Origin of the sequence: Phyllobacterium sp. 628 (assembly GCF_014189505.1) — a bacterium.
GTDB lineage: Bacteria > Pseudomonadota > Alphaproteobacteria > Rhizobiales > Rhizobiaceae > Phyllobacterium.
Genome location: NZ_CP050301.1, coordinates 766712 through 793320 on the forward strand (window position 1 = coordinate 766712; position 26609 = coordinate 793320).

At 58.2% G+C, this 26609-nt stretch carries 28 protein-coding genes; 9 read left to right on the forward strand and 19 right to left on the reverse strand.

Going from position 1 to position 26609, the window contains the following annotated elements; genetic code table 11:
- Window positions 1–162 precede the first annotated feature (162 nt).
- From HB779_RS05300 to HB779_RS05350, 11 genes are all read right to left on the reverse strand, one after another.
- Window positions 163–1500 (reverse strand): MFS transporter, encoded by a 1338-nt coding sequence (locus tag HB779_RS05300; protein ID WP_188344739.1) that lies wholly within the window; start codon window positions 1498–1500, stop codon window positions 163–165.
- A gap of 340 nt (window positions 1501–1840) precedes the next feature.
- On the reverse strand, window positions 1841–2680 hold the full coding sequence (locus HB779_RS05305; RefSeq protein WP_188344740.1) for a fumarylacetoacetate hydrolase family protein: 840 nt from the start codon (window positions 2678–2680) through the stop codon (window positions 1841–1843).
- A 17-nt stretch (window positions 2681–2697) separates the two neighbouring features.
- Window positions 2698–3450 (reverse strand): SDR family NAD(P)-dependent oxidoreductase, encoded by a 753-nt coding sequence (locus tag HB779_RS05310; protein ID WP_188344741.1) that lies wholly within the window; start codon window positions 3448–3450, stop codon window positions 2698–2700.
- A gap of 44 nt (window positions 3451–3494) precedes the next feature.
- A complete protein-coding gene (locus HB779_RS05315) occupies window positions 3495–5297 on the reverse strand; it encodes an IlvD/Edd family dehydratase (RefSeq protein WP_188344742.1) in 1803 nt (600 codons plus the stop codon).
- A gap of 34 nt (window positions 5298–5331) precedes the next feature.
- Entirely contained in the window at window positions 5332–6231 is a 900-nt protein-coding gene (locus HB779_RS05320) for a carbohydrate ABC transporter permease (protein WP_188344743.1), read from the reverse strand.
- A 15-nt stretch (window positions 6232–6246) separates the two neighbouring features.
- Window positions 6247–7173 (reverse strand): carbohydrate ABC transporter permease, encoded by a 927-nt coding sequence (locus tag HB779_RS05325; protein ID WP_188344744.1) that lies wholly within the window; start codon window positions 7171–7173, stop codon window positions 6247–6249.
- A gap of 251 nt (window positions 7174–7424) precedes the next feature.
- The gene (locus HB779_RS05330; RefSeq protein WP_188344745.1) at window positions 7425–8738 is read right to left on the reverse strand and encodes an ABC transporter substrate-binding protein; all 1314 of its coding nucleotides are present in this window, start codon (window positions 8736–8738) and stop codon (window positions 7425–7427) included.
- 123 nt (window positions 8739–8861) lie between these two features.
- Window positions 8862–9926: an ABC transporter ATP-binding protein gene (locus tag HB779_RS05335; protein WP_188344746.1), complete on the reverse strand. Its 1065-nt coding sequence runs from the start codon at window positions 9924–9926 to the stop codon at window positions 8862–8864.
- A gap of 58 nt (window positions 9927–9984) precedes the next feature.
- Window positions 9985–10761, reverse strand: coding sequence for an SDR family oxidoreductase (locus HB779_RS05340; protein ID WP_188344747.1), 777 nt, complete (start codon window positions 10759–10761; stop codon window positions 9985–9987).
- Window positions 10762–10763: 2 nt separating this feature from the next.
- The gene (denD, locus tag HB779_RS05345; protein WP_188344748.1) at window positions 10764–11747 is read right to left on the reverse strand and encodes a D-erythronate dehydrogenase; all 984 of its coding nucleotides are present in this window, start codon (window positions 11745–11747) and stop codon (window positions 10764–10766) included.
- A 40-nt stretch (window positions 11748–11787) separates the two neighbouring features.
- Window positions 11788–11994, reverse strand: a complete 207-nt coding sequence (locus HB779_RS05350; protein ID WP_188344749.1) for a hypothetical protein — start codon at window positions 11992–11994, stop codon at window positions 11788–11790.
- Between the two features lie 150 nt (window positions 11995–12144).
- Here HB779_RS05350 and HB779_RS05355 point away from each other — a divergent pair, with 150 nt between their 5' ends.
- Entirely contained in the window at window positions 12145–13170 is a 1026-nt protein-coding gene (locus tag HB779_RS05355) for a LacI family DNA-binding transcriptional regulator (RefSeq protein WP_188344750.1), read from the forward strand.
- Complete coding sequence (gene otnC, locus HB779_RS05360; RefSeq protein ID WP_188344751.1) at window positions 13167–13808, forward strand: 3-oxo-tetronate 4-phosphate decarboxylase; 642 nt, start codon at window positions 13167–13169, stop codon at window positions 13806–13808. Before HB779_RS05355 ends, otnC begins: the two co-directional genes overlap by 4 nt.
- Window positions 13809–13814: 6 nt before the next feature.
- On the opposite strand, the gene HB779_RS05365 is transcribed toward otnC, so the two are convergent.
- From HB779_RS05365 to HB779_RS05375, 3 genes are all read right to left on the reverse strand, one after another.
- Window positions 13815–14507: a B3/4 domain-containing protein gene (locus tag HB779_RS05365; RefSeq protein WP_188344752.1), complete on the reverse strand. Its 693-nt coding sequence runs from the start codon at window positions 14505–14507 to the stop codon at window positions 13815–13817.
- Between the two features lie 4 nt (window positions 14508–14511).
- Window positions 14512–15438 (reverse strand): DMT family transporter, encoded by a 927-nt coding sequence (locus tag HB779_RS05370; protein WP_188344753.1) that lies wholly within the window; start codon window positions 15436–15438, stop codon window positions 14512–14514.
- Between the two features lie 76 nt (window positions 15439–15514).
- Complete coding sequence (locus HB779_RS05375) at window positions 15515–16327, reverse strand: AraC family transcriptional regulator (RefSeq protein ID WP_188344754.1); 813 nt, start codon at window positions 16325–16327, stop codon at window positions 15515–15517.
- A 127-nt stretch (window positions 16328–16454) separates the two neighbouring features.
- Between HB779_RS05375 and HB779_RS05380 the strand changes: the two genes are divergently transcribed.
- Window positions 16455–17525, forward strand: coding sequence for an FAD-binding oxidoreductase (locus HB779_RS05380; RefSeq protein WP_188344755.1), 1071 nt, complete (start codon window positions 16455–16457; stop codon window positions 17523–17525).
- A 42-nt stretch (window positions 17526–17567) separates the two neighbouring features.
- Here HB779_RS05380 and HB779_RS05385 read toward each other — a convergent pair whose 3' ends face one another.
- Window positions 17568–18017 carry a DUF5680 domain-containing protein gene (locus HB779_RS05385; protein ID WP_188345785.1) on the reverse strand — a complete coding sequence of 150 codons (450 nt, stop codon included), beginning with the start codon at window positions 18015–18017 and terminating at the stop codon, window positions 17568–17570.
- A gap of 168 nt (window positions 18018–18185) precedes the next feature.
- Between HB779_RS05385 and HB779_RS05390 the strand changes: the two genes are divergently transcribed.
- Window positions 18186–18836, forward strand: a complete 651-nt coding sequence (locus HB779_RS05390; protein WP_188344756.1) for a flavin reductase family protein — start codon at window positions 18186–18188, stop codon at window positions 18834–18836.
- Here HB779_RS05390 and HB779_RS05395 read toward each other — a convergent pair.
- Both HB779_RS05395 and HB779_RS05400 read right to left on the reverse strand, forming a co-directional pair.
- Window positions 18833–19333 (reverse strand): DUF523 domain-containing protein, encoded by a 501-nt coding sequence (locus tag HB779_RS05395; protein ID WP_188344757.1) that lies wholly within the window; start codon window positions 19331–19333, stop codon window positions 18833–18835. The genes HB779_RS05390 and HB779_RS05395 overlap by 4 nt on opposite strands.
- A 92-nt stretch (window positions 19334–19425) precedes the next feature.
- Window positions 19426–20163 carry an SDR family oxidoreductase gene (locus tag HB779_RS05400; protein WP_188344758.1) on the reverse strand — a complete coding sequence of 246 codons (738 nt, stop codon included), beginning with the start codon at window positions 20161–20163 and terminating at the stop codon, window positions 19426–19428.
- A gap of 110 nt (window positions 20164–20273) precedes the next feature.
- Here HB779_RS05400 and HB779_RS05405 point away from each other — a divergent pair, with 110 nt between their 5' ends.
- The gene (locus tag HB779_RS05405; RefSeq protein ID WP_188344759.1) at window positions 20274–21188 is read left to right on the forward strand and encodes a LysR family transcriptional regulator; all 915 of its coding nucleotides are present in this window, start codon (window positions 20274–20276) and stop codon (window positions 21186–21188) included.
- Here HB779_RS05405 and HB779_RS05410 read toward each other — a convergent pair.
- Entirely contained in the window at window positions 21172–21519 is a 348-nt protein-coding gene (locus HB779_RS05410; protein WP_188345786.1) for a GNAT family N-acetyltransferase, read from the reverse strand. The genes HB779_RS05405 and HB779_RS05410 overlap by 17 nt on opposite strands.
- 125 nt (window positions 21520–21644) lie before the next feature.
- On the opposite strand from HB779_RS05410, the gene HB779_RS05415 reads away from it, so the two are divergent.
- Window positions 21645–21914 (forward strand): hypothetical protein, encoded by a 270-nt coding sequence (locus tag HB779_RS05415; RefSeq protein WP_188344760.1) that lies wholly within the window; start codon window positions 21645–21647, stop codon window positions 21912–21914.
- A gap of 203 nt (window positions 21915–22117) precedes the next feature.
- Window positions 22118–22630, forward strand: coding sequence for a DUF992 domain-containing protein (locus HB779_RS05420; protein WP_188344761.1), 513 nt, complete (start codon window positions 22118–22120; stop codon window positions 22628–22630).
- 54 nt (window positions 22631–22684) lie between these two features.
- Here HB779_RS05420 and HB779_RS05425 read toward each other — a convergent pair whose 3' ends face one another.
- A complete protein-coding gene (locus tag HB779_RS05425; protein ID WP_188344762.1) occupies window positions 22685–23098 on the reverse strand; it encodes a DoxX family protein in 414 nt (137 codons plus the stop codon).
- 220 nt (window positions 23099–23318) lie between these two features.
- On the opposite strand from HB779_RS05425, the gene HB779_RS05430 reads away from it, so the two are divergent.
- A complete protein-coding gene (locus HB779_RS05430) occupies window positions 23319–24089 on the forward strand; it encodes a DeoR/GlpR family DNA-binding transcription regulator (RefSeq protein WP_188344763.1) in 771 nt (256 codons plus the stop codon).
- A 951-nt stretch (window positions 24090–25040) separates the two neighbouring features.
- Window positions 25041–26570: a glycerol-3-phosphate dehydrogenase gene (gene glpD / locus HB779_RS05435; RefSeq protein ID WP_188344764.1), complete on the forward strand. Its 1530-nt coding sequence runs from the start codon at window positions 25041–25043 to the stop codon at window positions 26568–26570.
- Window positions 26571–26609 lie beyond the last annotated feature (39 nt).

Sequence of the window (26609 nt, forward strand, 5' to 3'; positions counted from 1 at the left end):
GACAAGCTCACCATGAGGGAGAGGGAGGATTGCAGGGAGTTATATCCTGCAGCGTCTCCGATTGGTTTTGCAGCCACAATTTCCCTCATGGTGAGCTTGTCGAACCACGCACGATGCGAATGCAGATAATATCTCCCCCAACAGAGGGAGATATTATCCCCCTTACTTCCTCGGCGGCAGTACCGGCAGCGGTTCAGCCCGGCCCACCACGAATGCGTAGGTGAATGCACCCACCAGCGCCATCACAGCGGCCATGGCGAAGGAAGGCGTATAGTTTCCCTTGAAATGATCCAGCAGTGCGCCGAACAGGTACGGGCTAATAATCCCGGCAATGTTCGAGGCAAAGTTCTGGATGCCGCCAATGGAGGCCACGTGATGTGAGCTTGGTGCAACATCGGCTGGCAAGGACCAGATGGCGGTCGCCGCAACCGCAAGGCTGCTGTAGGAAATTGCCAGAAACATCAGCGCCATATAGAGCGATGAGACGAGTGCAGCCGGAAGGATGGCTGCGCCGCCGAACAATCCGCCGACCATGACAATCTTGCGCACCGTCGTTACATCAGCGCCGCCACGAATGGCGCGGTCGGCCCAGGCACCCGCACCCCATGCCGCAAGAACGGCGGTCAGGCCGGGGATCATGCCGAATGTGCCGAGTTCGGCCAGATTGAGGCCGCGTGCATTCTTCAGATAGTCGGGAAACCATGTGAGGAAGAAGTAGATGACGAAGTTCAGGCAGAAAAAGCCGATCATCATCCCCCATACGGTGCGATAGCGGAAAAGATCCCGCCAGCGAATTTTGACCGCATCGGCATCGTCTGTGTCTTCGGTCCGCCCGCCATTCTCGGTAATGTATTGGCGCTCCAGATCATTGGCGCCGGTATGCTCGGCCGGATCGCGGTACATTCTGTACCAGAAGAACGCCCAGACAAGACCGAACGCGCCGAGGATGACAAAGGAATAATGCCATGTCGCCAAGGCGATGATGCCGGTGACGATGGGCAAAGCGAGTACGGTGCCGACACGTGAGCCGGAATCGATCACTGCGGTGGCAAAGGAACGTTCACTCTTCGGGAACCAGCGCGACGCCGCCTTGGTGGCGCTCGGATAGGCCGGCGCTTCACCGGCACCCAATGCGAAACGCACGGCGAAGAAACCCCAGAAACTGGTGGCCAGCGGCGTCAGCGCCGTGAAAACGGACCACCATACGGCAGCGACGGTGAAAGACCGGCGCGAGCCGACCTTGTCGGTGAACCAGCCGGCAATCAGCATCATGCCGTCATAGGCCCAGAAGAAGGCGCCGAAAATCAGCCCCTTTTCCGCATTGGTCAGCTGCAGGTTCAGCTCTGCATCGATATAGGGCAGCGCCACACTCATATTGGCGCGGTCGAGGTAGTTCATGGTGATGCCAAGGAAACACATGGCCAGAATGATGTAGCGGACCTTGCTGGCTCCAGCCGGCGCTTTCTGGGGTGGATGAGCAGCTTTGGTTGTTGAGGCCATTGTCTGAAACTCCCTTTGCCACTTTGGGTTGCAACACCATAGGATAATTGCAGCGGTCTGTTCTATCGGGAAATTCAGCCGTGCACTGTCAATTGGTGTTTGTGTGGTTCGTACACGATAGGGCAGAACATAGCTCCCACCCTCCCCCAACGTGGGGAGGGTCGCTGCGTAGCAGCGGGGTGGGGGCAAGGTGATGTTATCGAATATGCCAGACGGTATGACTGCTCTGATGCATATATTATCCCCCACCCCGGACCTGACGGTCCGACCCTCCCCACGTTGGGGGAGGGTAAGGGCAGTCCTATCTACATGCGCCTTGCTGCCAGCTGTTGATCAGTATTTACCCCTGCACAACATCCTGGCGCTGCTCGCCCAGTCCTTCAATGCCGAGCGTCATCACATCTCCGGCTTTCAGGAAAATATTCGGCTTCTGGCCAAGGCCGACGCCGGGTGGTGTTCCTGTCGAGATGATGTCACCCGGATGCAGGCTCATGAACTGCGACAGGTACGAGACCAGGTATTTGACCCCGTAGACCATCGTCTCGGTCGAGCCGTTCTGGTAGCGGTGACCATTGACCTCCAGCCACATTTTCAGCTTCTGCGGGTCGGCAATCTCATCCTTGGTCACCAGCCACGGGCCGATCGGACCAAAGGTGTCACTGCTCTTGCCTTTGGTCCACTGCCCCTGCCGTTCGGCCTGAAAGGCGCGTTCTGATACGTCGTTGATCAGGCAGTAACCGGCAACGTGATCCAGCGCTTCGTCCTCGCTGACATATTTGGCGTGCTTGCCGATAACGACGCCGAGCTCGACTTCCCAGTCGGTCTTCAGCGAGGTGCGCGGGATTTCCACATTGTCATTCGGCCCGACAATCGCTGACGTCGCCTTCATGAAAATGATTGGCTCCGGCGGCACGGTCGCACCGGTTTCCGCCGCATGGTCGGAATAGTTGAGACCAATGCAGATGAACTTGCCGGTTCCCGATACACAGGCACCGTAACGCGCTACCTCGACCACCGGCAGCGACGCCGGATCGATCGCGGCCAGTTTCTTCAGCCCCTCCGGCGAAATGGCTTCACCGGCAATGTCTTTCACATGAGCGGAGAGATCGCGGACCTTGCCGTCCTTGTCGACAAGACCCGGCTTTTCCTGACCGGCAGGACCGTAACGCACGAGTTTCATGGAATACCTTTCTGAGTTTAGTAGGTGGCGCGGCCACCGGAAATATCGAATACGGCGCCCGTGGTGAACGAGCATTCCTCGCTGGCAATCCAGCTGATCAGCGCTGCCAGCTCGTCGACCGTACCGAAGCGCTGCATGGGAATTTTCGACAGCATATAGTCGATAAACTCCGGCTTCAGTTGTTGCAGGATCGGTGTATCGACTGTGGCGGGCGTAATGGCGTTGACGGTGATCCCGTCCTGCGCCAGTTCCTTGCCCAGTGATTTCGTCAGGCCGATGACCGCCGCCTTCGATGCACTGTAGGCGGAGGCATTCGGATTGCCTTCCTTGCCGGCAATGGAGGCCACATTGACGATACGGCCATAGCCGTTCTTCTGCATGAACGGCACGACGAAGCGGTTGCAGTAGAATACGCCGTTGATGTTGATGTCGAAGACCCGTTTCCACTGGTCGATCGGATAGTCGGTTACCTTGGCATTCGGCCCGGCAATCCCGGCCGAGCAAATAAGGATGTCGATTTTGCCAAAGCTGGCGGCGGTATCCTGCGCCGCCTTTTCCACCTGCGCCGGATCGGAAACATCGAGCGCCAGTCCATGCGTGGCATTGCCAAGCTTGTTTCTTGCCTCTTCGATCCGGGCTGCATCGACATCCCAGAGGCTGACCGTGCCACCTTCCGACACGATCCGCTCTGCTGCTCTGTAGCCTATTCCGGATGCACCGCCGGTGATGACCGCGTGCCGTCCTTCATAGCGCCTGATGGTGTTCGCCATGGTTCCTCCCGGGCGTTGGTCCTGACCTTAGAACAAAACTTGCTCTAATGGTTGTCGCGGGGCAATCCCTTGGTCTGGGCGATGCGCTGGTAGTTCACGGCGGGCTTCAGCACCATGCCTTGCGCCAGCTGATCCACCATGCCGCGCTGGATTTCCTGCCAGGGTGTCTGGCTGGCCGGATATTTGTAGCCGCCCGCTGCCAGCAGGTCTTCCCGGCGCTTCTGCAACTCCTCGTCATCGATCAGAATATTGGCTGTGCCCTTCTTGAGATCGATACGCAGATGATCGCCGGAGCGCACCAGTGCCAGACCGCCATTGATCGCCGCTTCCGGCGAGGCATTGAGGATTGATGGCGAGCCTGACGTGCCGGACTGACGCCCGTCGCCAAGGCAAGGCAGCGCATGGATACCCTGCTTGAGCAAGTAGGCTGGCGGCTGCATGTTGACCACTTCCGCTGCGCCGGGATAGCCGATCGGGCCAGTGCCGCGCATGATCAGGATGCTGTTGGAGTCGAGACCGAGCGCCGGGTCGTCGATACGCGTATGGTAATCTTCCGGACCATCGAACACTTCGGCAATGCCTTCAAACGCTTCCGGATCGTTCGGATCGGAAAGATAGCGCTGACGGAACTCGTCCGAGATCACGCTGGTCTTCATGATGGCGCTGTCGAAGAGATTGCCTCTCAGATTGATGAAACCGGCCTTCTTCTTCAGCGGTGTCTCGTAGGGGCGGATCACATCAGTGTTGAGGTTTTCAACGTTCTCGCAATTGGTCCCGATGCTCTTGCCGTTGACTGTGAGCGCTGCCGGGTGCGGCAGGCGCTTGGCCTTCATCAGTTCCGCCACAACCGCAGGCACGCCTCCGGCGCGATGATAGTCTTCGCCGAGATATTCGCCCGCTGGCTGCAAATTGACCAGCAGCGGCACGTCGTGGCCGATTGTCTGCCAGTCATCATTGTCCAGCGGAATATCAAGGTGCCGTGCAATAGCATTCAGATGGATCGGCGCATTGGTCGAGCCGCCAATCGCCGAGTTGATGACGATAGCATTCTCGAAGGCTTCACGCGTCATGATGTCGGAAGGCTTCAGGTCTTCGCGCACCATGTCGACGATGCGCTTGCCGGTGTCATAGGAGATCTGGCCGCGCTCACGGTAAGGCGCAGGGATGGCCGCACCGCCTGGCAGTTCCATGCCGAGGGCTTCCGCCAGCGAGTTCATGGTTGTTGCCGTGCCCATCGTGTTGCAATAGCCGACCGAAGGCGCCGACGAAGCAACGATATCCATGAACTCGTCATAGTTGATCTCGCCGGAGGTCAGCTTCTCGCGTGATTTCCACACGATTGTGCCGGAGCCGGTGCGTTCGCCGCGATGCCAGCCGTTGAGCATCGGCCCGACGGAGAGCGCGATGGCCGGAATATTGACCGTTGCCGCACCCATCAGCATGGCCGGTGTGGTCTTGTCGCAGCCAATGGTCAGCACCACGCCGTCGAGCGGATAGCCGAACAGCACTTCAACCAGACCGAGATAGGCAAGATTGCGGTCAAGAGCGGCACCCGGGCGTTTGCCGGTTTCCTGAATTGGGTGCACCGGGAATTCGAAGGGAATGCCGCCAGCCGCAATGATGCCGTCACGGACGCGCTTGGCCAGCTCGATGTGATGGCGGTTGCACGGCGACAGGTCCGAACCGGTCTGGGCTATGCCGATGATTGGCTTGCCGGACTGCAATTCCTCGCGTGTCAGGCCGTAGTTGAGGTAGCGCTCGAGATAGAGCGCTGTCATCCCCGGATTGTCAGGATTGTCAAACCATTCCTGTGAACGAAGCTTCTTCGGGGTCTTGTGGGTCGTCATCAAAATAAACTCCTGAGAGGGGCTCTGCCCCAAGCTACTCTTTGACCGCACCGGTCATTGAGGACACGTAATAATCGACAAAGAATGAGTAGAGGATCACAACCGGCAGCGAGCCGAACAAGGCTCCGGCCATCAGCGATCCCCACTCGAAAACATCCCCTCGCACCAGCTCCGTCAGGACACCGACCGGGACAGTCTTGTTCTCCGAGGATTGGATGAAGGTCAGGGCATAGATGAACTCATTCCACGACAAAGTGAAGGCAAAAATGCCCGCGGAGATCAGTCCCGGCACTGCCAGCGGCAATATGACCCTGATAAGGATTTGCCAGCGCGATGCGCCGTCCACCAGCGCGCTTTCTTCCAGCTCGAACGGGATGGAACGAAAGTAGCCCATCAGCAGCCAGGTGCAGAACGGAATGAGGAACGTCGGATAGGTGAAGATCAGCGCCAGCTTGCTGTCATAGATGCCGAATTTGAACACGATAACCGCCAGCGGAATGAACAGGATAGACGGTGGCACCAGATAGGCAAGGAAGATCAGCAGCCCGGTTGTCCGCGATCCCTTGAAGCGGATACGCTCGATGGAATAGGCGGCAAACACCGATGCCGCCAACGACAGCACAGTGGCGCAGACCGAGACAACAAGCGTGTTCCACAGCCAGCCGGGATAGGAGGTCTCGAACAACAAATATTTGATGTGGTCGAGCGTCGGACCCACCACCCAGAACGGGCTGTAATTGTTGTAGTCAGTCAGCTGTGAATTTGGTTTCACCGCCGTGATGGCCATCCAGTAGAATGGAAACAGCAGCACGATGATGAAAACCGCCAGCGGCAGGTAGATCACGACAATGCGGCGCGGCAGCCGGTTGAGATAGCTCATGCCTTGCGCGTCGTCGGTGAGGGTCTGCGGATTGGTCTGTTCGATAATGCTCATGGTCAGTCTCCCCCTTTAATCCTGTCCGCCCTGTTGCCATTTCCGGCGCTGCAAGCCGAAGAACGAGAACAGGATTGAAGCCAGGAGGAATGGGATCATGGCCACGGCAATCGCCGCGCCTTCGCCCAGTTGTCCGCCGGGAATACCGCGCTGGAATGACAGTGTCGCCATCAGATGGGTGGCGTTGACGGGCCCGCCCTTGGTCAGCACATAGATCAGCTGGAAATCGGTGAAGGTGAACAGCACCGAGAAGGTCATCACCACGGCGATGATTGGCGTGAGCATCGGCAGGGTGATGAAACGAAAACGCTGCAGGCCGGTGGCGCCATCAAGCGATGCGGCCTCGTGCAGCGATTGCGGAATGGTCTGTAGGCCCGCAAGCAATGAAATGGCAACGAAAGGAATGCCGCGCCAGACATTGGCGGCAATCACCGAGAAGCGTGCATTGTTGGGATCGCCGAGGAAATTGATCGGCGTGTCGATGATACCGAGCTTGATCAGTGACCATGACAGGATCGAAAACTGCGCGTCATAGATCCACCAGAAGGCCAGAGCCGACAGAACGGTCGGAACCACCCAGGGCAACAGGATAATGGCGCGGAAAAAGGATTTGAACGGCAGGTTTTCGTTGAGGATCAATGCCAGCCAAAGGCCGAGCCCGAATTTCAGAACCGAGGCAATGAACGTGTAGAAAACCGTGTTGTAGACCGTCATCCAGAAAACGGAATCGCTTGCGAGAGCCTTGTAATTGTCAAGACCGATGAAGACACCGTCACGGCCGATCTTGGCGTCGGTAAAGCCCAGCCAGACACCAAGCCCGAGCGGATAGGTGAGGAAGCACAGCAGGAAGACCGCAGCCGGCAACAGAAACAGAAAACCCATGAACGTGTTGTTCCGGGTCAGCGCGCCGAGGGCTGAAGGTGGATTGGTTGTTGCGGTCATAGCGAACACCCCCCTCTGTCCTGTCGCTTTCCGGGTCTCGCCCGTCCTTCGGACCCCCCGCAAGGGGGGAGATCAGCCTTCATGCCGGTCTTAATCAGTTCTGAGATGCTGCAAAGCAAGTACGAGCGTTCATGTCGATGTGATCTCCCCCCTTGCGGGGGAGATGTCCGGCAGGACGGAGGGGGTGTACAATACCTCCCCCTTTGCGCCATTCCATATTCAATCTGCTTCCCATCCTGCCGGTCTCCGCTCTAAACGTTGTAGTAGCGGTTGGCGCGTTTCTCGGCCTGGGCGATGGCGTCTTCCGGCGTCATCTGGCCGGTCACTGCCGTGGCATACATATCGACCAGCACATAATCAGCCATCACACCTGCCGATGCTGCACCGAGAGGTCCGGCATAGCCATTCGGCCGCAGACTGGCCGACGCCTTGGAATAGGCTTCGTGGATCGGGTTGGATTTCCACACCGGGTTCGCGGCATATTCCTTCAGCGGCTGGCAGCAATAGGCGCTGGCACCTTCGATCCACGCATTCATGTTTTCGCTCTGGTACATGAACTGCAGATAGGCCTTGGCAGCTTCCGGATATTTCGTGTGCTTGAAGATCGACAGGGTCGAGGTCTGGTGCAGTTCCACCGACTGACCCACAGGGCCGATCGGCAGGTTGGTTGAGCGCATATCATCGGCAATGGCAGCCATGGATGCGTCCTTCTTGGCCGCGTAATAGACCGATACCCCGTTGGCCGTCAGCGACACCTGACCGGCGAGGAAAGCACGATTATTGTTGACGTCCTGCCAGCTTTCGGTGCCGGGGATAAAGGTCTTGTAGAGCTCCTGCGCATATTTGACCGAAGCAAGCGTTTCCGGGCTGTTGATGACAACCTTGCCGCTTTCATCGACCATCTTGCCGCCATGGCTCCACAGCAGCCAGTGCGCATAATTGTTGCCGTCGCCAACGGCCTTGCCGTGCGGGAAGCCCGCAGGCGTGCCCTTGGCATGCAGTGCCTTGCACAATTCCAGAAAGCCTGCCGTGTCCTTGGGGAATTCCTGGAAGCCCGCAGCCTTCATGTGGCTGTCGCGATAGACGATCGCATTGCCGATGGCACAAAGGGGAAGGGCGATGAACTTGCCGTCGCGCTTGGCATAGCCTTCAAGGCCCGGATACCAGCCGCCATGCGCGCCGCCGAGATAGGTGCCAAGCTCTGTCACGTCGACCAGTTTGTCAGGATATTGCTGCGGGTCGTCAAACCAGCTCATCACCATATCAGGTCCGGAGCCGACATTCGCCGCTACCGCTGCTTTCGGGCGCACGTCTTCCCAGCTTTCCTTGTCAACACGCACCTCGACGCCGGTCGCGTCGGTGAACTTCTTGGTATTGGCGAGCCACGCAGCTTCTTCGGCGGGCACGAACGGCACCCAGCGCAGCAGGCGCAGCTTCGCACCGGCTTCCGGTTTGTAAGAAGGCGCAGCCTGCGCAAAGGCAGGTGTCAGGCCGAACCGGTTCAAACCGGCAGCGGCCACGAGCCCGGCGGATGCGCCGAGAAGATGTCGTCTGTTGATGGTCATAAATGCTCCTCCTGAGGTTTCTGGAAGCCTGTCCAAAACGTCTCCCGCTTTCGGATCAGGCTTTTTCGGGGGCTTTGTATCTGGCACACACTCCCCGAATGGCTTGTGCCGCTTATGCAACTGCTAAACCAGACGCTTGCCGGTCTCCGCGTCGAACAGATAGGTCGCCTCCGCGTGGATGGAGAGACCGACCGTCTCGCCCGGCCGGGCACTGATGCGCTGGTGGAACACGCCGGTAATATCATCACCGCCAATGCGCATGATCATCTGGGTTTCCGAACCCGTCGGCTCGATGACAACGACGCTGGCCGGAATGCCGCCTTCGGCAATGGTCATATGCTCGGGCCGCAATCCATAGATCAGCGCGCGTCCCTTGGCACTTTCCGGCGCCTTGGCCACAGGCAGGACAACGCCCTTGTCCGTGACGAACTTCAGCGCATCATTCGGATCAAGCTTGCCCTTGATCATGTTCATGGCTGGCGAACCGATGAAGCTGGCAACGAACAGGTTGGCAGGCTGGTCATAAAGCTCCAGCGGTGCACCGATTTGTTCGACAATGCCATCATGCATCACCACGATCTTGTCGGCCATGGTCATGGCTTCGATCTGGTCGTGCGTGACATAGACAGTGGTCGTTTTCAGCCGCTGATGCAGCTCCTTGATTTCCGCCCGCATGGCGACACGCAGCTTGGCATCGAGATTGGATAGGGGTTCGTCGAACAGGAACACTTGCGGGTCACGCACAATCGCCCGGCCCATGGCCACACGCTGGCGCTGGCCGCCGGACAATTGCCGCGGAAAACGGTCAAGCAGATTCGCAAGGCCGAGGATTTCGGCAGCCGGTTTGACCCGCTTGTCGATCTCGGATTTCGGCGCGCCCTTCAGCTTCAGCGAAAACGCCATGTTGTCGGCAACGGTCATGTGCGGATAGAGCGCATAGTTCTGGAACACCATGGCGATGTCGCGTTCTTTCGGAGCAAGGCCATTCACCACCTGGCCGCCGATGCGGATTTCCCCGGCGGAAATGTTCTCCAATCCTGCCAGCATGCGCAGCAGCGTGGACTTGCCGCAACCGGATGGCCCAACCAGAATCACGAACTCGCCGTCGGCGATCTCGATATCAACCCCCTTGATAACGGGATGCGTACCGAATGATTTTCTTACATCGGCGAATTGGACAGATGCCATGCGTGTTCCTCCGAAAATGTGTCAAACGGCGCTTCTCCCAAAGCACCGGATCGAAATGTCAGCCGCGTCCGACGAGCGGCATTTTTGTCGCCATGACTGTCAGCGACAGCACATTGGCATCCAGCGGCAGGCCCGCCATGTAAATCACCGCATCGCCGATATACTGCGCCGGAATGGTCGGTTCACTCGCTGTCTCGCCATTGGCCTGCAATACACCACCCGCCATTTTCGACGTCATCTCGGTGGTGGCATTGCCGATATCGATCTGCCCGCAGGCAATGTCGAAAGGCCGCCCGTCCAGCGCCGTGGATTTGGTTAGGCCGGTGATCGCATGCTTGGTTGCCGTATAGGGTGCCGAGTTCGGCCGTGGCGTGGTTGCGGAAATCGAACCATTGTTGATGATGCGCCCGCCGCGCGGCGTCTGCGCTTTCATCAGCTTCAGCGCCTGCTGGGTACAGAGAAACGCACCGGTCAGGTTGGCGCCGATAATGGCGTTCCACTGCTCAAACGTCACCTCTTCCATCGCAACATTGGGCACGTTGATACCGGCATTGTTGATCAAAAGGTCGAGCCGTCCATATTCGGCCCTAACAGTTTCAAACAGAGCTGCGACCGATGCGGGGTCGCTGACATCGGCAGCAATCGCCTTGGTCGTGCCCTTGGTTTCACTTGCCAAGGCCCTTGCGGCGTCTTCCAGCACATCCTTGCGCCGCCCGGTGATGACAACAGTCCAGTCGACGCTGAGCAGCGCACTGGAAATCGCCTTGCCGATGCCGGTGCCGCCACCGGTCACCAGTGCGATCTTGCCTTTGCCGGATTCCTGATTGTATGCCATTTCTAGATCTTTCCGCCCAATTCGTCTTCAATATGCGCCTTGATTATGTCATCAAAAACCGTCTCGGCCGTGAAGCCAAGTGCGGCAGCGCGTTGTGTGTCAAAATCCGTCGCCCATCCCGCTACGATCTTCTGGATCGTCGGATCAGGCTCATGCCGGATCAGCTTGACCGCCTTGTCCCCGGCGACACGCTTCAGCGCCGCAATCTCTTCGCCGACCAGTGCCGAAAGCCCCGGCATGGACAGGTTGCGGCGTGGGCCGACTTTTTCCAGATCGAGCGTTGCTGCATGCACGAAGAAGCCGACGGCTGAACGCGGACTGGCAAACCAGTGCCGTACATTCTCGTCGACCGGCAGGATGGCTTCCTGTCCGGCCAAAGGTTCGCGCAGGATGTTGGAGAAAAAGCCGGAAGCCGCTTTGTTGGGTTTGCCCGGACGAATGCAGATGGTCGGCAGACGAATGCCGATGCCGTCAAAGAATCCGCGGCGGCTGTAATCGGATAAAAGCAGCTCCGAAATTGCCTTCTGCGTGCCGTAGCTGGTCAGCGGCGTGGTGAAGAATTCGTCGCCGATCTTGTCCGGAAATGGTGTGCCGAACACGGCGATGGATGAGGCAAAGACCACGCGCGGACGGTAAGGCGCCTTGGCGCTCTCCAGCCGGATAGCTTCGAACAGGGAACGCGTGCCGTCGAGATTGACCGTGTAGCCCTTTTCGAAATCAGCTTCTGCCTCGCCGGAAACAATTGCGGCAAGATGAAAGATCAAATCCGGACGGCTGGCGATCAGCTTTTCCGCAACGCCGGGATCGGAAAGGTCAGCGGCTTTAGAAGTGGAAACACTGGCCAGTGCCGCAGGTGCTGTAGGCTCAATGACATCGACCAAGGTCAGCTTGTCGATCCCGCCGCCGAGAATGCCTTCTTCGGCCGCGATCCTGTCCAGCAATTTGCGGCCCACCATTCCGGCGGCACCAATGATCAATACATGCATATGCAATCAACCTCTTTGTCATGCGGGGAGCAAGCCCGCGTCAGTTCATAAAGCTGCCGTGTTCGACAAACAGAACGGCCTTGGTCTGTTCGGCATTGACCACAACGGCAGCAGCAATATCGGCACCGGCCGCCGCAAGAAAAGGCGTGTGGTCGGTTGTACCCGCCGCACTGACAAGCGCCGAACCGGCCATGGTAAGCTCCTTCGAGCCAAGGCCGATCACTGCAATGTCTGCTGCTGAATTCAAGAACCGATCCTCCCAGAACGTTTCATTGTGCAGGCCCTTGACGAGCCTTATGATAGCGCTAACACAAAGTTATGCACACTCACTAGCGTTCATCAAGTCATTTATGGTAGCGCTATCATTAATTCTGCTCATTCCCGCCGGGATCATGACATGCCACGCAAACGCAACGCACACCGGAACCCTGACATACCGACTCTGGCCGATGTGGCGCGCCTTGCCGGCGTCAGCGATATTACCGCCTCGCGCGTGGTCCGCAGCGAGGGGCCAATAGCTGAAGCCACCCGCGCCCGCGTACTTTCCGCCATTGCCGAGCTTGGTTATATCCCCAATCGCGCCGCCGGCAGTCTCGCCTCATCGGCATCGACGCTGATGAGCGTGCTGTTGCCGTCGCTATCCAACATCGTCTTTCCCGATGTGCTGCGCGGTATCCACACAGCGCTGACCGAAACGGCGTTCCAGCCGGTTATCGGTGTTACCGATTATGACCCGCTGATCGAGGAGCGCATTCTTCTGTCTTTTCTGGCATGGCAACCAGCCGCAGTCATCCTTGCCGGATTGCATCACACCCCCAATGCCCGGCGGCATCTGGAACATGGCCGTTTCCGTGTGGCCGAACTGATGGACATTGACGGCGATCCCGTGGATATAGCGGTCGGTATGTCACACAGGCAGGCAGGGTATGATACGGGCAAACATCTGGTAACGCGGGGCTACCGCCGTTTCGGCTATGCCGGTCACAGCATCGTCAGTGATGATCGCGCCCGTGCCCGTTATGAGGGCCTGTGTGCCGCCTTGCAGGAAGCCGGTCTGGTGCTGATTGCCGAAGAACGTTTCCCGGGGTCGAGCTCCACCATGGCGGGGCGCAATCTGCTTGAGGCGATCCTGCGCAAGGCGCCTGATCTGGATGTGGTGGTCTTTCCCAATGACGATATGGCAATGGGCGGCATTTTCCACTGTCAGCATGCGGGGATCACACCGAAGGCACAATTGGGCATTTTCGGCTTCAACGGTCTCGATATCGGTCAGGCCATGCCCTTGCCATTGTCGAGCATTCTTTCCAAACGCTTTCTGATCGGCAAGACTGCGGCCGAGAAGCTGCTGGAAAGCCGCGAGCGTCCGGCGGAGAAGACCATTATCAATACCGGCTATGACATTATCGAAGGAGCCACCGCATGATCGCGATCCTCTCCGAACAAACCCGGTTGCGCGATCAGATCGTTTCGGTCGGTGCATCGCTGTTTGATCGCGGTCTGACCTTCGGCTCGACCGGTAATATCAGCGCCCGGCTTTCCAGTGGCGAAATGCTGATGACACCAACCAACGTTTCTCTCGGCACGCTGGACCCGGCAAAACTGTCGCGTTTCACTGCAGAGGGGGTGCATGTGGATGGTGATAAGCCGACGAAAGAAGCTTTTCTGCATCGCTGCATGTATTGCGAACAGAAGCAGGCAGGCGCGGTTGTGCACCTGCATTCCACCTATTCGGTTGCCGTCAGTATCCTTGCCGATGTTGATCCCGCCAACGTGCTGCCGCCGCTGACAGCTTACTATGTCATGCGTGTTGGCACGCTGCCGCTGGTTCCCTATTTCCCACCCGGTGATGAAGCTCTGGCCCTTGCCGTCAGCGAAAAAGCCAAGACCAGTCATGCGGTGCTGCTCGCCAATCACGGACCGGTGGTGGCAGGCAAGACCTTGCATGATGCTCAATATGCCATCGAGGAATTGGAAGAGACGGCAAAGCTTTTTCTGCTCCTGCAGGGCCATAAGCTGCGCCCGCTCACGCCGGAGCAGGCAGCCGCTCTCAAACGAATTTGAGTGCTGTCAAAAGTCAAAGCGGGGTGCGGACCGGCTCAGGATCGCCGTCTTTGCCGGAGTGGACCAGACTACGCCCAGCTCCGCGCTAAGCGTCGCGACCAGCTCTGCCATGTCAGCTGCCGCTGATGCGTGTAGTGCCTCTGCCACAATCAAGGCCGAAGACGTTTCATTGCGGATAGCGGAAAGTCCGCTCTGGCGGTTTGTCCAGCGCCGTGCATGGGCATTGCCCGCCTGATCGGCGAAGATCACTTCCCGCGCTTCAGGATGTTCCATTTCGCCGGAGAAGGCGAGGTATGTCTCGTTGCCCATTGCGTGCCGTACTTCCAGCCCGCCCGCAACGTTGCTGGTGTCAATCACGGCGATGGGAATCGCGGTTGCAAGCGAAATGGCATTGCACAGATCAATCAGCGGATGAATTTGCGGCAGCGAACCTTCCTTGCGAAAGCGCCGCAACAGCGATTCCGAGGCACAGCGATATTGTGTCGGTTTCAGCCCCATGGTTGTGAAAGCCCGCCGCCATGCCTGTATTTCCGTAAACTCGCCTTCCGGCCCGCCTGCCAGCCGCGATGCAGCAATGGCATGGTACTTTGCAGCGCGTCCGCTTGTGTCCGCATGGCGGGTAATACCCTCCACGTGGAGCACACCGGGAACCAGTGCAGAATAATCGGTCCAGATGGCATCGGAATGATGAAAATACATGACATTACCTTTCGGAGGCGGGACTTTTGCGGCTGAAGAAACCAGATGGGCGAAAGGATATGCCGCGCGACAGGCCCAAACCCAGCACAGCGAGCAATACACAGGCAATTCCGGCAATCTGGTTAAAGCTGATCGGTTCACCCAGCAGCACCACGGCCAAAAGCACGGCTGAAACCGGTGCTACGGCGGTGAACAGCGCTGCCTCCGCCCCGCTCACCCGTGCCGCCCCCGCATACCACAGCAGAAAGCCGCCAACCGTCGGTACGACGGCATAATAGACCACCGCCCAGAATGATCCGGCGGTCATGCCGCCCGTCCATGCCCTTTCGAACAGGGCAGGGATCACAGCCACCGCAAGGCCGAGACCGGTCATCAGCGTGGACAAGACCAGCGGCTGTATCGGGGTCTTCAGTTTTTTGTTCAACAGAATGAAAAGCCCCTCACAGACAACTGCGGCAAGGATCAGCGCATTTCCGGCCAGTGAATGCACGCCGTTGCCACCCGGGCGAATGGCTATTGTCAGCACGCCAGCCGCTGCCAGCACAATCGCCAGAAGCGTGAAACGATGCGGCCGCTCCCCAAGAACCAGAATGGCAATAGCCGCCGAGACAACCGGTAAAGTGCCGATGATGACACCGGCGTCGGTAGCCGGGGTCAACCGCAGGCCGGAAATGAGCAGCGTGGTATAGCCGACGCTGCCTGCGCCTGCCTGCAGGATGAGGATCACCCAGGTGGAACGGTCAAGCTTCGGCCAGCGTGTTCCGGTCAGTTGCATCAACAGCAAAAACACGGGGAAGGCGAGGGCGAACCTGAGAGCCGTTGCGGTGAATGGCGGCAAACCGGCCGCGATGATCTTGCTGGCAACCACGGTACTGCCGACGAGCGCCATCGCCAGCGTCAGAAACAGATAGCCTTGGATATGTTTGGACATGCGCCTGTATTTCTCCATCTTGGAATGTGGAGAAAAGCTGATTGGCCGCGATGCGTCTTGAACGAAATTGCAAGCTCTAGATCACTGCACCCGCATAGGCGCCGGGCGAGATGCCATAGGTGCGCACGAAGGTTCGGGTCATATGGCTCTGGTCGGCAAAGCCACTGGCGGCAGCCGCCTCCGCGAGTGGCGAACCCCCGGCAATCAATTGGCGGGCCAGATCAATACGCCGCTGGATCAGATAGGCATGCGGCGTCAGCCCGGTTGCCCGCGCGAAACCGCGCAGCACCTGAAACCGGCTCAGTCCGCTGGTTTGCGCAAGATCGGCCAGCGTCACAGCCGCCGTTGGAGCATCGTCGATGAGGTCTTGTGCGCGGCGGATCGCCCCGGGTATCGTTTGCCGTTGTTCGGAGCGGCCTTGTTCGCGATAGACCTGCGCCAGCAGCATCAACAGCAGTTCTTCGCGGTGGATCGCCGCCGCGCTATCCTGATCTTTTGTCATCGCACGGAACAGGCGCTCGAAGACACCGGCCAGCCGCGCATCGCTGATCACTGGCCGTGGAAATTCGCACAGCGCAGTTCCGCTCTCTTTCAGATCGCGCGCCGCCTCGGCAATGACAGGCGGATCAAAATACAGCATGGTCCATGTGCGCCCGGCATCGCCGATCGGCGCGCCGTCATGCACTTCGCCGGGATTGACCGTGATCGTATCACCGGCTCTCGCTTCCACCATGCCGCGCCCGCTGTGGGATTTCTGTGCGCCCTGATGGATAAGACCAATGCCATATTGTTGATGCGTATGCCTGGGAAAGCTATGGCGCGTCGCCGCCGCGACGGCTTCCACCCCCGCAACCCCGCTGCGCAACATTCTGAATTGGCCTTTTGTCATTGCACCCTGTTTATCACCGGATCGGCGCCGGGCCAAATGCCGGCGAACAGCAACAGGTTTTTGCGATGGCATCATTGGCAAAATGATGCTGTCATTGGCCGACTCACAGATTACAGAAAGAACATCCATGCCCGTGCAGAAACGTGTGATTGTGGTTGGTGCCGGAATTATCGGCGCGTCGATTGCCTGGCATCTGGCGCGGCAAGGCGCTGCGGTTACCGTGGTGGCTGAAAACAATGCTGGCATCGCCACACCGGCCTCTTTCGCATGGATCAATGCCAGCTGGGGCAATCCGGAGTTCTATTTCCGCTTCCGCCGCTATGCCATGGAAGGCTGGAAACGTCTGGCAGATGAATTGCCGGGGCTGGGTGTCGACTGGTGCGGTGCTATCTGCTGGGATATGCCACGCGAAGAACTGGAAGCCTATGCCGACCAGCACAACCGTTGGGGCTATGGTATCAAACGGATCAACCGGGATGGTGTTGCCGCGCGCGAACCGCATCTGGCGCGGCCCCCCGAATTTGCTCTGCATGTAATCGAAGAGGGCGCAGTGGAACCTGTTGCTGCGGCACAGCGCATGTTGGCAGGGGCGCAATCACGCGGGGCATCGTTGCTTTATGGTGCCCACGCGACGCGGCTGATTGCGGACAATGGCCGGATAACCGGTATTGCCACCTCCTTTGGCGAGATGAAGGCCGACCATGTGGTTCTGGCGGCGGGTGCAGGCACCGTCGCGCTGGCCGCAACTGCTGATATCAGTCTGCCTGTCGAGACGCCGCCCGGGCTGATTGTGCATTCCAAGCCAACGGAAAAGCGGCTCAATGGCATCGTCCTCGCACCGGATTTGCACATGCGCCAGACCAGAGAAGGCCGGATCATTGCCGGCGGCGATTTCGGCGGCAGTGACCCCGGCGCGGATCAGCAGGCCACAGCCGATGCGCTGTTTGCACGCGCCAAAGCTCTGCTGACCGGCGTCGACGATCTGGAACTGGATTTCTTCACGGTCGGTTATCGCCCGACACCCAAAGATGGTTTCCCGGTCATCGGCCAGCCGGACGGCCATGACGGGCTTTACATCGCCGTCATGCATTCCGGCGTGACGCTCGCCCCTGCCGTCGGCCTGCTTGCTGCCAAGGAAATCCTCTCGGGCAAACCCGACGACAAGCTCGCACCCTTCCGGTTGGCACGATTTGGCTGAGGCACAAAATACCTCGGGTTCCCCCCGGGATATGATCACAGCTTAGGGCCGGATGAGACCGCCGTGATAATCCAATCGATAAACTTCAACCTCCCTGATAAAAATCCGTTCGATCCCGTGAAACATCCCCACGTCGCCATCCGTGGCATCAACATAGATTGCCGCTCCTGCCTCATATCGGAAACCACCGAGAAATCGGCCTTCCCGGTAGAGCGACGACAGCGCTTCCCTGATAATTGATCCGGCAATCTGTGCGTTGATCATATCCGGCTGAAGAATTCGGCCATAATAGTTCATGGCCCAGACTGGTATGGCGTTCTTCCAGACAATCTCCTGCCCGAGAAAGTCCGTGCCGCCAAAATAGCTGTCGAGATAGCGCCATTCTCCTTGCTGGTAACCAATATCGTGTGAGCCCATCCGGCATGGGCCTTGATGCGAGCCATTTCCGACATAGGCGGCAGCCTTTGCCTCGACGATAAACCTTTCCAGCATCGGCATGTCTTCTGCAGTAGACATATCAAGAACATGAACGTTTCGCGGAAGTTTGACAAGTGAGCAATTCGTCGAATACCGGCCGCATTATAGTTCGGCCACCGCCGAAGCATCGCCGCTGCCTCATACTCTATTGCTTGCCCCATCGCAGCCAGCAAAGGGTTTCACATGTCTATACCGCAGCCGACATTCCATGTGCAGGATCACATTACGATCACACCGTCCGTACTCTATTTCGGCACGCCAGTTGTGCTTGTCACCACGCGCAACGAGGATGGCAGCAGCAATATCACGCCGATGTCCTCCGCCTGGTCGCTGGGCGACCGCGTCGTGCTTGGGCTGGCTTCCACCGGGCAGGGTTGTATCAACCTTTTGCGCGAGCGCGAATGTGTCCTCAATTTTGCCTGCGCTGGCCTGTCGCCCAATGTTGAACGGATCGCCAAGGCAACGGGCTGTAATCCGGTGCCGGACTACAAGGCGAAAATTGGCTATCATTATGTGGCGGATAAATTCGCGCTGGGCGGGTTTACGCCAATTGCCTCAGAGCTTGTCGCGGCGCCACGCATTTCCGAATGTCCAATGCAGATTGAAGCAAAAGTCGTTGCTGTTCATGGTTCGCAAGGCGCCGCGCAAGCCGGACCGCATCCCGGCTGGTTTATCGTCGAAACGCAGGCGTTGCGCGTCCACGCTCACCAGCAGATTGTCGTGCCGAAAACCCAGCATATCGATACGGATGAATGGCATCCGCTGTTCTATATATTCCGGCACTATTTCAGCACCGGTCCGGATCTGGGCAGAAATTTCCGGGCCGAACATTAGGCGAAAGGTGCGTCCGTGAGCCTTGCCTGCAGCGCATCGATTTCGGCATCAGAATAAACTCCGATGCCATTGGCCTTGAGCAATGCAGCGGTCACCCCCGCACCGGCATGTTTTTTGCCGGCAAAGCTGCCGTCATAAATAAAACCGCTGCCGCAGGATGGGCTGCCATCGATGAGCAGTGCAAACCGGCAATCATGCTCCCGCGCCAGAGCCAGTGCGCTTTGTGCCCCTGCCATGTACATATCCGTGACATCGCCGCCAAGGATATCCACCACGCGCGCTGTGCCGGAAAGTACATCCTCGCCGCTGTCACCATCACTGATTTCCGCAGGGGGCCGGGGAACGCTGAAACCGGCTGCCAGCTCCGGGCAGGTGGAGACGACGCGACCTTCCGCCTGCCATTGCATGAGCGCCGGATGCAGCAATGTCTTGGCCGAGCCATTGTAGCGGACAGGCCGCCCGAGAAGACAGGCGCTGACAAGAATTTTCGCCGTCATTGCCGCTCCTTTCTCCGGTTCGAAGTCACGGTTGCCTGTTGATACGCCAACCCTGTTTGAGCAGCAAGCCCGGCCTCAAAGCAGAGAAGAGATCAATGCATGATCATTCCGCCATCCACCGCATATTGGCTGCCCGTCACGAAGGATGCGTCGTCGGAAAGCAGAAACAGGCCCACCGCCGCGGCCTCATCTGCTGTGCCGATGCGCGCCAGCGGCAATTGGCCGATGATCGTCGCTTCAAACTGTTGGCGAACGTCTTCGGGCATGAAGTTGCGCAGGTTCGTCTCAATGGGCCCGGGCACCAGCACATTGACGCGGATTTGCCGTTCGCCCAGCGCTGCCGCCCAGGAGCGGGCCAGCGAAATCACGGCACCCTTGCTGGCGGAATAGACGCTGGCGAAGGCCAGCCGTTCATACGCGGCGGTCGATCCTGTCAGCAGCACCGAGGCGCCGGGATTGAGATGGCCGCTGAGTTTTGCCATTTGTAGGATCGGGCCGCGCACATTGGCGTTCATCATACGATCGAAGAAGCCGGCATCCATTTCGTCGATTGCGCCAATGGCGGCATAGCCCGCATTCAACCATATGCCGTCAAGCCCGCCCAAATGTTTGATCCGTTCCGCCAATTCCTCTGCCGCCACCGGGTCGCCAGCATCATTGCGGAAAACCAGTGATCCCGGCAGGTCGCGGCTGGCCGCGTCGATATGATCGGGGCTGAAGCCGGTGACGATCACCTCGCCGCCTTCCGCCACGATACGCCTGGCTCCGGCCAGCCCGATACCACTGGTGCCGCCGGTAATCAGAATGCGTTTTCCTGTAAACCTGCCCATGATCTATCCCTTCATATCTGCAATGAAATCGTCGGATTATATAATTACACTTCGTAATAGGGGTCGGAATGGCCTAATATCCGCATGGGTTATTAAGGAGATCAGGCATAATGCGCGGAAATGACCATGCGGAGCTGCGAGCCTTTGCTGCCATTGTCGAGCATGGCAGTTTTGCCCGTGCTGCTGCCCATCTTGGCGTTTCGGCCTCGGCCCTCAGCCAGACCATCCGCAACATGGAAGAGCGTCTTGGTGTGCGCCTTTTGCACCGGACCACGCGCAGCGTTCGGCCAAGCGAAGCGGGAGAAAAGTTTCTGACCCGGCTCTTGCCGGCACTGGCTGATCTCGATGCGGCAGTCGCCGATCTGATCGCGGCCAGGGATGTGGCTTCCGGCACATTGCGGATCAATGCCATGCGGCTGGCGGCCATCCACTATCTCGCGCCGCTGGCCGGGCCATTTCTGGCTTCATACCCGGACATCACCCTGGACATCGTGGTCGATGAGCGGCTGGTTGATATCGTGGCGGAGGGTTTTGATGCCGGGGTCCGGCTGGGTGAAAAGCTGGAAATGGATATGGTTGCGGTCAAACTCGGCGAGGATCTCCAGATGATGGTGGTGGCTACTCCGGACTATCTCGCCCGCTTCGGCACACCAGCCTCGCCGCGTGATCTCCTGCACCACCGCTGCCTGAATTACCGCTGGCCGACGGATGGCAGTCTCTATCGCTGGGAATTCGAGCGGGGCGATGAAAAGCTGCAAATATCAGTCAACGGTCCTGTCATGGTCAATGAACCGGGTATGATGCCGCGCATCGTCGCTGACGGCACCGGCATCGCCTATCTCTTTGCCCATGATATCCGCGATCTGGTCGCCAGTGGTAAATTGGTACATCTGCTGCAAGACTGGACGCCGGGCTTCCCCGGTTTTTATCTCTATTATCCGAGCCGCCGCCAGATGACCCCGCCATTGCGGGCTTTTGTGGATTTCGTTGCCCAAAATGCCGATATCATCAAGGCTGGAGTTTGATCAGCCCGGCACCCGTCAGCTGGAATCCGCAGGCGCGATAAAACCCGGTCAGATGCGCTTCGAAATCCACGTGCAGCCAATGCGCACCGCGTTCGCGCGCCAGCATCTCGGCCTGCTTGACCAGATCGGTCGCGATCCCCTGCTTGCGGAATTTCGGATGCACGCTGGTATCGAGCAAAAAGGCGTGAAGGCCACCATCCCACGCAACATTGACGAACCCGATCAGCCGCTCGCCATCATAGGCCCCGACATGGGCAAGGCTGCGGGCGAGAATGCCGGTGAAATCCCTGATGTCGAAATCATCCCACGCCCATGCCCACAGATCGTTCATCTCGTCATTGGATGGAAACGGATCGGTGCGGAAAGTGATCGCCAAAGTTACAGCCTTTCGCAAATGATGCAGCACGCCGAAACTATGCCAGCAATATTGATCGATCTTCAAGCAGACCCGGGTTCATGGTACAAACCGGAAATTGCTGTTTCGTTTTTGTCGGACCATTTTTAGCCGAGGAGATTGCCGTGAGAATACTATTGGAATTTGCCCGGGAAGCCATGAACAGTGCTTTGGCTGGGTATGGGCTGATCGCGTTGATGACCCTCGTCTTTCCCGCTATGGGCAGCGCTTCCAGGCTTTGGGTGGTTGTACCAGCGATGTTTATCATCCAGTTTCTGCTCAAGCTGATTTTCAGCCGCGACGCGAACGGACATCTCAGAAGTACAAGATAGACCATCCAGCCAGACTGATAATTGCATCCGTGGCAGCCGTGCGAGATCACGTGCAATTACTACAAGCTGTCACCGTGTGCTCCCAAAAAGTTGGGGTGCAAATGGTTTTTCAATCGGAACCAAACCTGCGGGCACGCGTTTTCCAGCAGGCTTTGACGGCGATTTTTTGAACGCCGGGCCGCAACGGAACAAGGATATATATAATGAAGACTTTGATTTTATTGGCCGCTGCCACGACGATGGTTTTTAGCGTCAATGCAAACGCAGCGCAGCCGCATCATAAGAAGCAGCAGACCCAGACCGCAACGGGACCCAAGACCCGCCTCGGCACATTGTCGTGCACGGTCGATGGCGGTGTTGGCATGCTCATCGGTTCCAGCAAGGCTGTTCAGTGCAATTTCAACCGCAACAATGGCAAGGTTGAACGCTATGCCGGACGAATTGGCAAGCTTGGCGTTGATATTGGTATCACCAAGAAATCCTACCTGCAGTGGATCGTTTATACCGCTGCCGGAAACCGCCCCGGCGACGGCGCGCTTGCCGGCAATTATGTCGGCGTCACCGCCGGCGCATCTGTCGGTGTTGGCCTTGGCGCCAATGCCCTCGTTGGTGGGACATCGAAGAATTTCGGTCTGCAGCCGTTCAGCGCCGAAGCCACGCAAGGCCTGAATGTGGCCGCTGGTGCCACGCAATTGACCCTGCGCGCAACGCGTTAACAGCATTCAGGTCCGGTCGCCCGCACGGGCGGCCGGACCATTTTATCCAGCGTCTTACCGCGCAAATGGGATCAGCGCACGCACACGCGGATCGCGCAGGTAAAGCCCGCCCCAGATCAGCAATCCAAGATAGACGCCGAACAAAAGATGACTGAAAATCGGGTTGCCGAGGCGCAAATGCGTGGCGATGGCGCCGCCGAGATAGCCGGTAAGCAGGATGGCGCCGAGGATCGACGTCTGCGGGACCACATAAAGCACGGTGCAGATGAGCAAAAGCACGCCAAGTCCGCGCGCCATGCCGGTCGTGGCGGGATAGCCCAGCTCATTCAGCGACTGGATAACCACATCCAGCGGCACCAGCTTGATGCCAAAATCAAAAATCAGGAACAGCACGACAAGGCCGGTGAAAACCCGCCCCGTCCAGAGTGCCTTGTTCGAAATTACCTGTGCCTGTCCAGTCATTGCCATCGTTCTGTCCTCCAAAGACTTCCGCACCCTTTGTGCCCGAAGATTGTTCCAAGGACGATTGGAAAATCGCCATGCCGACAGAGGCAGCGAAATATTTTTCGAAGCCCGCTGATGGGCAAAATTCAAAGGAAATAAGCCAGCTTCGTTTTTTCGCCGATTGACATAGCCGCATTTTCGTTTTCGTATAGAGCGCAGAAAAACGAAAACGAAAGCCGCGTCCATGTTCCTGCCGCCCAGACACGCCGAAATTCTGGAAATGGCCAAGGAACACGGCCGTGTGCTGGTGGATGATCTCGCCGTGCATTTCAATGTCACGCCGCAGACCATCCGCAAGGATCTCAACGACCTGTGCGACCAGCGCCTGCTCAGCCGCATCCATGGCGGTGCGCTGTTTCCTTCAGGTATCCAGAATCTGGAATATGAGGCTCGCCGGCTGATTGCAGCCAGCGAGAAGGAAGCCATTGGCCGGGCTGCAGCGGCGCTTATCCCCGACAATGCGTCGCTTTTCGTCAATATCGGCACAACGACGGAAGCGGTGGGGCAGGCGCTGCTGGACCGCAAGGGCCTGATGGTCATCACCAATAATATCAATGTGGCCAACCGGTTGCGCATCTACCCGGATATCGAGGTCGTCATTGCCGGAGGCGTCGTGCGCGGGTCTGATGGCGGTATTGTCGGCGAAGCCGCGGTGGATTTCATCCGCCAGTTCAAGGTGGATTTCGCCGTGATCGGCACCTCGGCCATCGATCATGACGGTGCGCTGCTCGATTTCGATTTTCGTGAGGTCAAGGTCGCTCAAGCGATCATGGCCAATGCCCGCCATGTTATCCTTGTGTCCGATTCCACCAAGTTCGAACGGACCGCACCGGTGCGCATCGGGCATCTTTCGCAGGTCAACACCTTCATCACCGACCGCTGCGACAGCGCCGCTATCCGGGCCATTTGCGCGGATGCGGATGTGCGGCTGATCGAAACGTCTATTGTGAATTAAGTATTTGAATATATACGACTAATGTCTCTCTTGTGGGCATCCTCGCTTTCGCTCATTAAAGATGTAAATCAGATGCGAAAGTAACATTGACTTATCCTGCTCGCGCTGATGATTGAAGTCGTGAAGTGGTTTACAGCCAGTTTCTGTAGCCACCGGTTTTCCAATGGCGAGCTCTTGAGCTTGTCGAGGGGCGAACCACACGCACCGTTTATGTCTCGCCTCGTTTATCCGTTACCCCAAGGTATAATTTATCGGTTGCTTGGTTGGAGGGAAAGGGATCGGCTGATAGCGGTTTGCCGGCGGCAAATACGACCAGGCGGTGCCACCTTGCTCTCCCCGCAGGTGGGGAGGAACTCTGCACAGCGTCGGGGATGGCGCTCTTTCGCATGAGGCAACGTGGTCGCGGATTGTGATGAGCGAGTGTGGAATGTGCCCGGTACCGATGGTTCATCTTTCTTCTGGCGCACATAACCTGTTCCGCCTCAACCCAATTCCTCATGGCGACCTCTTGAGCTCGTCTAAGAACGAATCGCGCACCGTTCGTTGATGCCGCTCTTACCCTCCCCCAATGTGGGGAGGGTCGGACCGAAGGTCCGGGGTGGGGGGATGTTTCGCCTTAAGCAAGAGTGGCTTTAAGCCTCTGAAGGCTGGGCTCGGGCCTCAATTCCAGCCGGATAGTAACCCGATAACCTCCATTTTGGGATGGCAATGCCCGGTGGACGGCTCGCTTCTCCGCCAAGAATTTCAGGACAGGCACAGTTCCGCGCACCCCTTAGCATCCTTGGCAAACATCACCTCTCCCACGCCCCAATTCCCCTATCCCCACCCCTCTTGTGCCATTCTCCAATGCGCGATATAGTTCCTTTTAGTTTCGTATTGCTTTCGTAATTCCGTCATATATCTTTCGCAATTGCGAAGAAATGGTGCGTTGCGAAATGGGGAGCAAGGGCATTGGCAACGGACAAGATCTACGACGTCTTCGTGATCGGCGGCGGCATCAATGGATGCGGTATCGCTCGTGATGCGATTGGGCGTGGCTATTCGGTTTTCCTTGCCGAAATGAACGATCTTGCCAGCGGTACGTCGTCCGGTTCCACCAAGCTGATCCATGGCGGCCTGCGTTACCTCGAATATTATGAATTCCGTCTGGTGCGTGAATCGCTGATGGAGCGCGAAGTGCTCTGGGCCGCCGCACCGCATATCATCTGGCCAATGCGTTTCGTCCTGCCGCACCATGCGGGCCTGCGTCCGGCCTGGCTGCTGCGTCTCGGCCTGTTCCTCTACGATCATATTGGCGGGCGCAAGAAACTGCCGGCCACGCGAACACTGGATATGACGCGCGATCCCGCCGCCAAGCCGCTGAAATCGCTCTATACCAAAGCTTTTGAATATTCCGATTGCTGGGTCAACGATGCGCGTTTCGTCGCGCTCAATGCGCGCGATGCCGCCGATCGCGGTGCCGTTATCCGCACCCGCTCGAAAGTAACGAGCGCCCGCCGCGATGCGGATGGCTGGACGCTGACCATTGAGGATATGCTGACGGGCGCAACCGAAGAGGTGCGCTCGCGCCTCGTCGTCAATGCTGCCGGGCCCTGGGTGGATGAAGTCCTGACCGGCGTTGTCGGCGTCAATGATGCGCACAACGTCCGGCTGGTGCAGGGCAGCCATATCGTTGTCCGCAAAAAGTTCGACGATCCGCGTGCCTATTTCTTCCAGAATACCGATGGACGCATCATCTTCGCCATTCCCTATGAGCAGGATTTCACTCTGATCGGCACGACGGATCAGGATTATCATGGCAATCCGGCGGAGGTAAAAATCACCGATGCAGAGGTGGATTACCTTTGTGCCGCCGCCAGCGAATATTTTGTCGAGCCGGTAAAGCGCGAGGATGTGGTCTGGACCTATTCCGGTGTGCGCCCGCTCTATGATGACGGTGCATCGAAGGCGCAGGAAGCCACCCGCGACTACGTGCTGAAAACCGACGCGCCGGATGGCAAGGCGCCGCTTCTCAACATTTTCGGCGGCAAGATCACGACATATCGCCGACTGTCGGAACATATGCTGGAAAAGATCGAGGAACAGCTCGGCAAGAAGGGCAAGCCCTGGACGGCCACCGGCACGCTGCCGGGCGGTGATTTTGCCGCCACTGCATTCGATGCCGAATTGCAGAAGCTGAAAGCGGATTATCCATTCCTCGATGCCCGCCACGCGCTTCGGCTGTTCCGGCTTTACGGCACCAAGGCACGTGTGCTTCTGGGCAAGGCAGCATCGCTAGCTGATCTAGGCCAGCATTTCGGTGCGGATCTTTATGAAGCGGAAGTGCGCTACCAGATTGCGCATGAATGGGCGGTGACGGCGCAGGATGTTTTGTGGCGCCGTACCAAAATGGGATTGCATCTGTCTGCCGGTGAAGCGGCTGCACTTGACCATTTCATGGACGGGGCAGTTGACCGGCGCCGCAAGGATGCTGCTGAATAGGTATGGTACCGCTGCGGCGGTACTGAATGAGCATTGCAC

Coding starts and splice junctions, on each gene's coding strand:
- HB779_RS05340 (WP_188344747.1), bottom strand. CDS start 10,761: ATGGCATACAATCAGGAATCCGGCAAAGGCAAGATCGCACTGGTGACC.
- HB779_RS05325 (WP_188344744.1), bottom strand. CDS start 7,173: ATGACCGCAACAACCAATCCACCTTCAGCCCTCGGCGCGCTGACCCGG.
- HB779_RS05410 (WP_188345786.1), bottom strand. CDS start 21,519: ATGAACGATCTGTGGGCATGGGCGTGGGATGATTTCGACATCAGGGAT.
- HB779_RS05370 (WP_188344753.1), bottom strand. CDS start 15,438: ATGTCCAAACATATCCAAGGCTATCTGTTTCTGACGCTGGCGATGGCG.
- HB779_RS05300 (WP_188344739.1), bottom strand. CDS start 1,500: ATGGCCTCAACAACCAAAGCTGCTCATCCACCCCAGAAAGCGCCGGCT.
- HB779_RS05365 (WP_188344752.1), bottom strand. CDS start 14,507: ATGTATTTTCATCATTCCGATGCCATCTGGACCGATTATTCTGCACTG.
- denD (WP_188344748.1), bottom strand. CDS start 11,747: ATGCATGTATTGATCATTGGTGCCGCCGGAATGGTGGGCCGCAAATTG.
- HB779_RS05385 (WP_188345785.1), bottom strand. CDS start 18,017: ATGCTGGAAAGGTTTATCGTCGAGGCAAAGGCTGCCGCCTATGTCGGA.
- HB779_RS05415 (WP_188344760.1), top strand. CDS start 21,645: ATGGTACAAACCGGAAATTGCTGTTTCGTTTTTGTCGGACCATTTTTA.
- HB779_RS05425 (WP_188344762.1), bottom strand. CDS start 23,098: ATGGCAATGACTGGACAGGCACAGGTAATTTCGAACAAGGCACTCTGG.
- HB779_RS05420 (WP_188344761.1), top strand. CDS start 22,118: ATGAAGACTTTGATTTTATTGGCCGCTGCCACGACGATGGTTTTTAGC.
- HB779_RS05330 (WP_188344745.1), bottom strand. CDS start 8,738: ATGACCATCAACAGACGACATCTTCTCGGCGCATCCGCCGGGCTCGTG.
- otnC (WP_188344751.1), top strand. CDS start 13,167: ATGATCGCGATCCTCTCCGAACAAACCCGGTTGCGCGATCAGATCGTT.
- HB779_RS05390 (WP_188344756.1), top strand. CDS start 18,186: ATGTCTATACCGCAGCCGACATTCCATGTGCAGGATCACATTACGATC.
- HB779_RS05310 (WP_188344741.1), bottom strand. CDS start 3,450: ATGGCGAACACCATCAGGCGCTATGAAGGACGGCACGCGGTCATCACC.
- HB779_RS05380 (WP_188344755.1), top strand. CDS start 16,455: ATGCCCGTGCAGAAACGTGTGATTGTGGTTGGTGCCGGAATTATCGGC.
- HB779_RS05375 (WP_188344754.1), bottom strand. CDS start 16,327: ATGACAAAAGGCCAATTCAGAATGTTGCGCAGCGGGGTTGCGGGGGTG.
- HB779_RS05335 (WP_188344746.1), bottom strand. CDS start 9,926: ATGGCATCTGTCCAATTCGCCGATGTAAGAAAATCATTCGGTACGCAT.
- HB779_RS05400 (WP_188344758.1), bottom strand. CDS start 20,163: ATGGGCAGGTTTACAGGAAAACGCATTCTGATTACCGGCGGCACCAGT.
- HB779_RS05315 (WP_188344742.1), bottom strand. CDS start 5,297: ATGACGACCCACAAGACCCCGAAGAAGCTTCGTTCACAGGAATGGTTT.
- HB779_RS05430 (WP_188344763.1), top strand. CDS start 23,319: ATGTTCCTGCCGCCCAGACACGCCGAAATTCTGGAAATGGCCAAGGAA.
- HB779_RS05395 (WP_188344757.1), bottom strand. CDS start 19,333: ATGACGGCGAAAATTCTTGTCAGCGCCTGTCTTCTCGGGCGGCCTGTC.
- HB779_RS05405 (WP_188344759.1), top strand. CDS start 20,274: ATGCGCGGAAATGACCATGCGGAGCTGCGAGCCTTTGCTGCCATTGTC.
- HB779_RS05320 (WP_188344743.1), bottom strand. CDS start 6,231: ATGAGCATTATCGAACAGACCAATCCGCAGACCCTCACCGACGACGCG.
- HB779_RS05305 (WP_188344740.1), bottom strand. CDS start 2,680: ATGAAACTCGTGCGTTACGGTCCTGCCGGTCAGGAAAAGCCGGGTCTT.
- HB779_RS05355 (WP_188344750.1), top strand. CDS start 12,145: ATGCCACGCAAACGCAACGCACACCGGAACCCTGACATACCGACTCTG.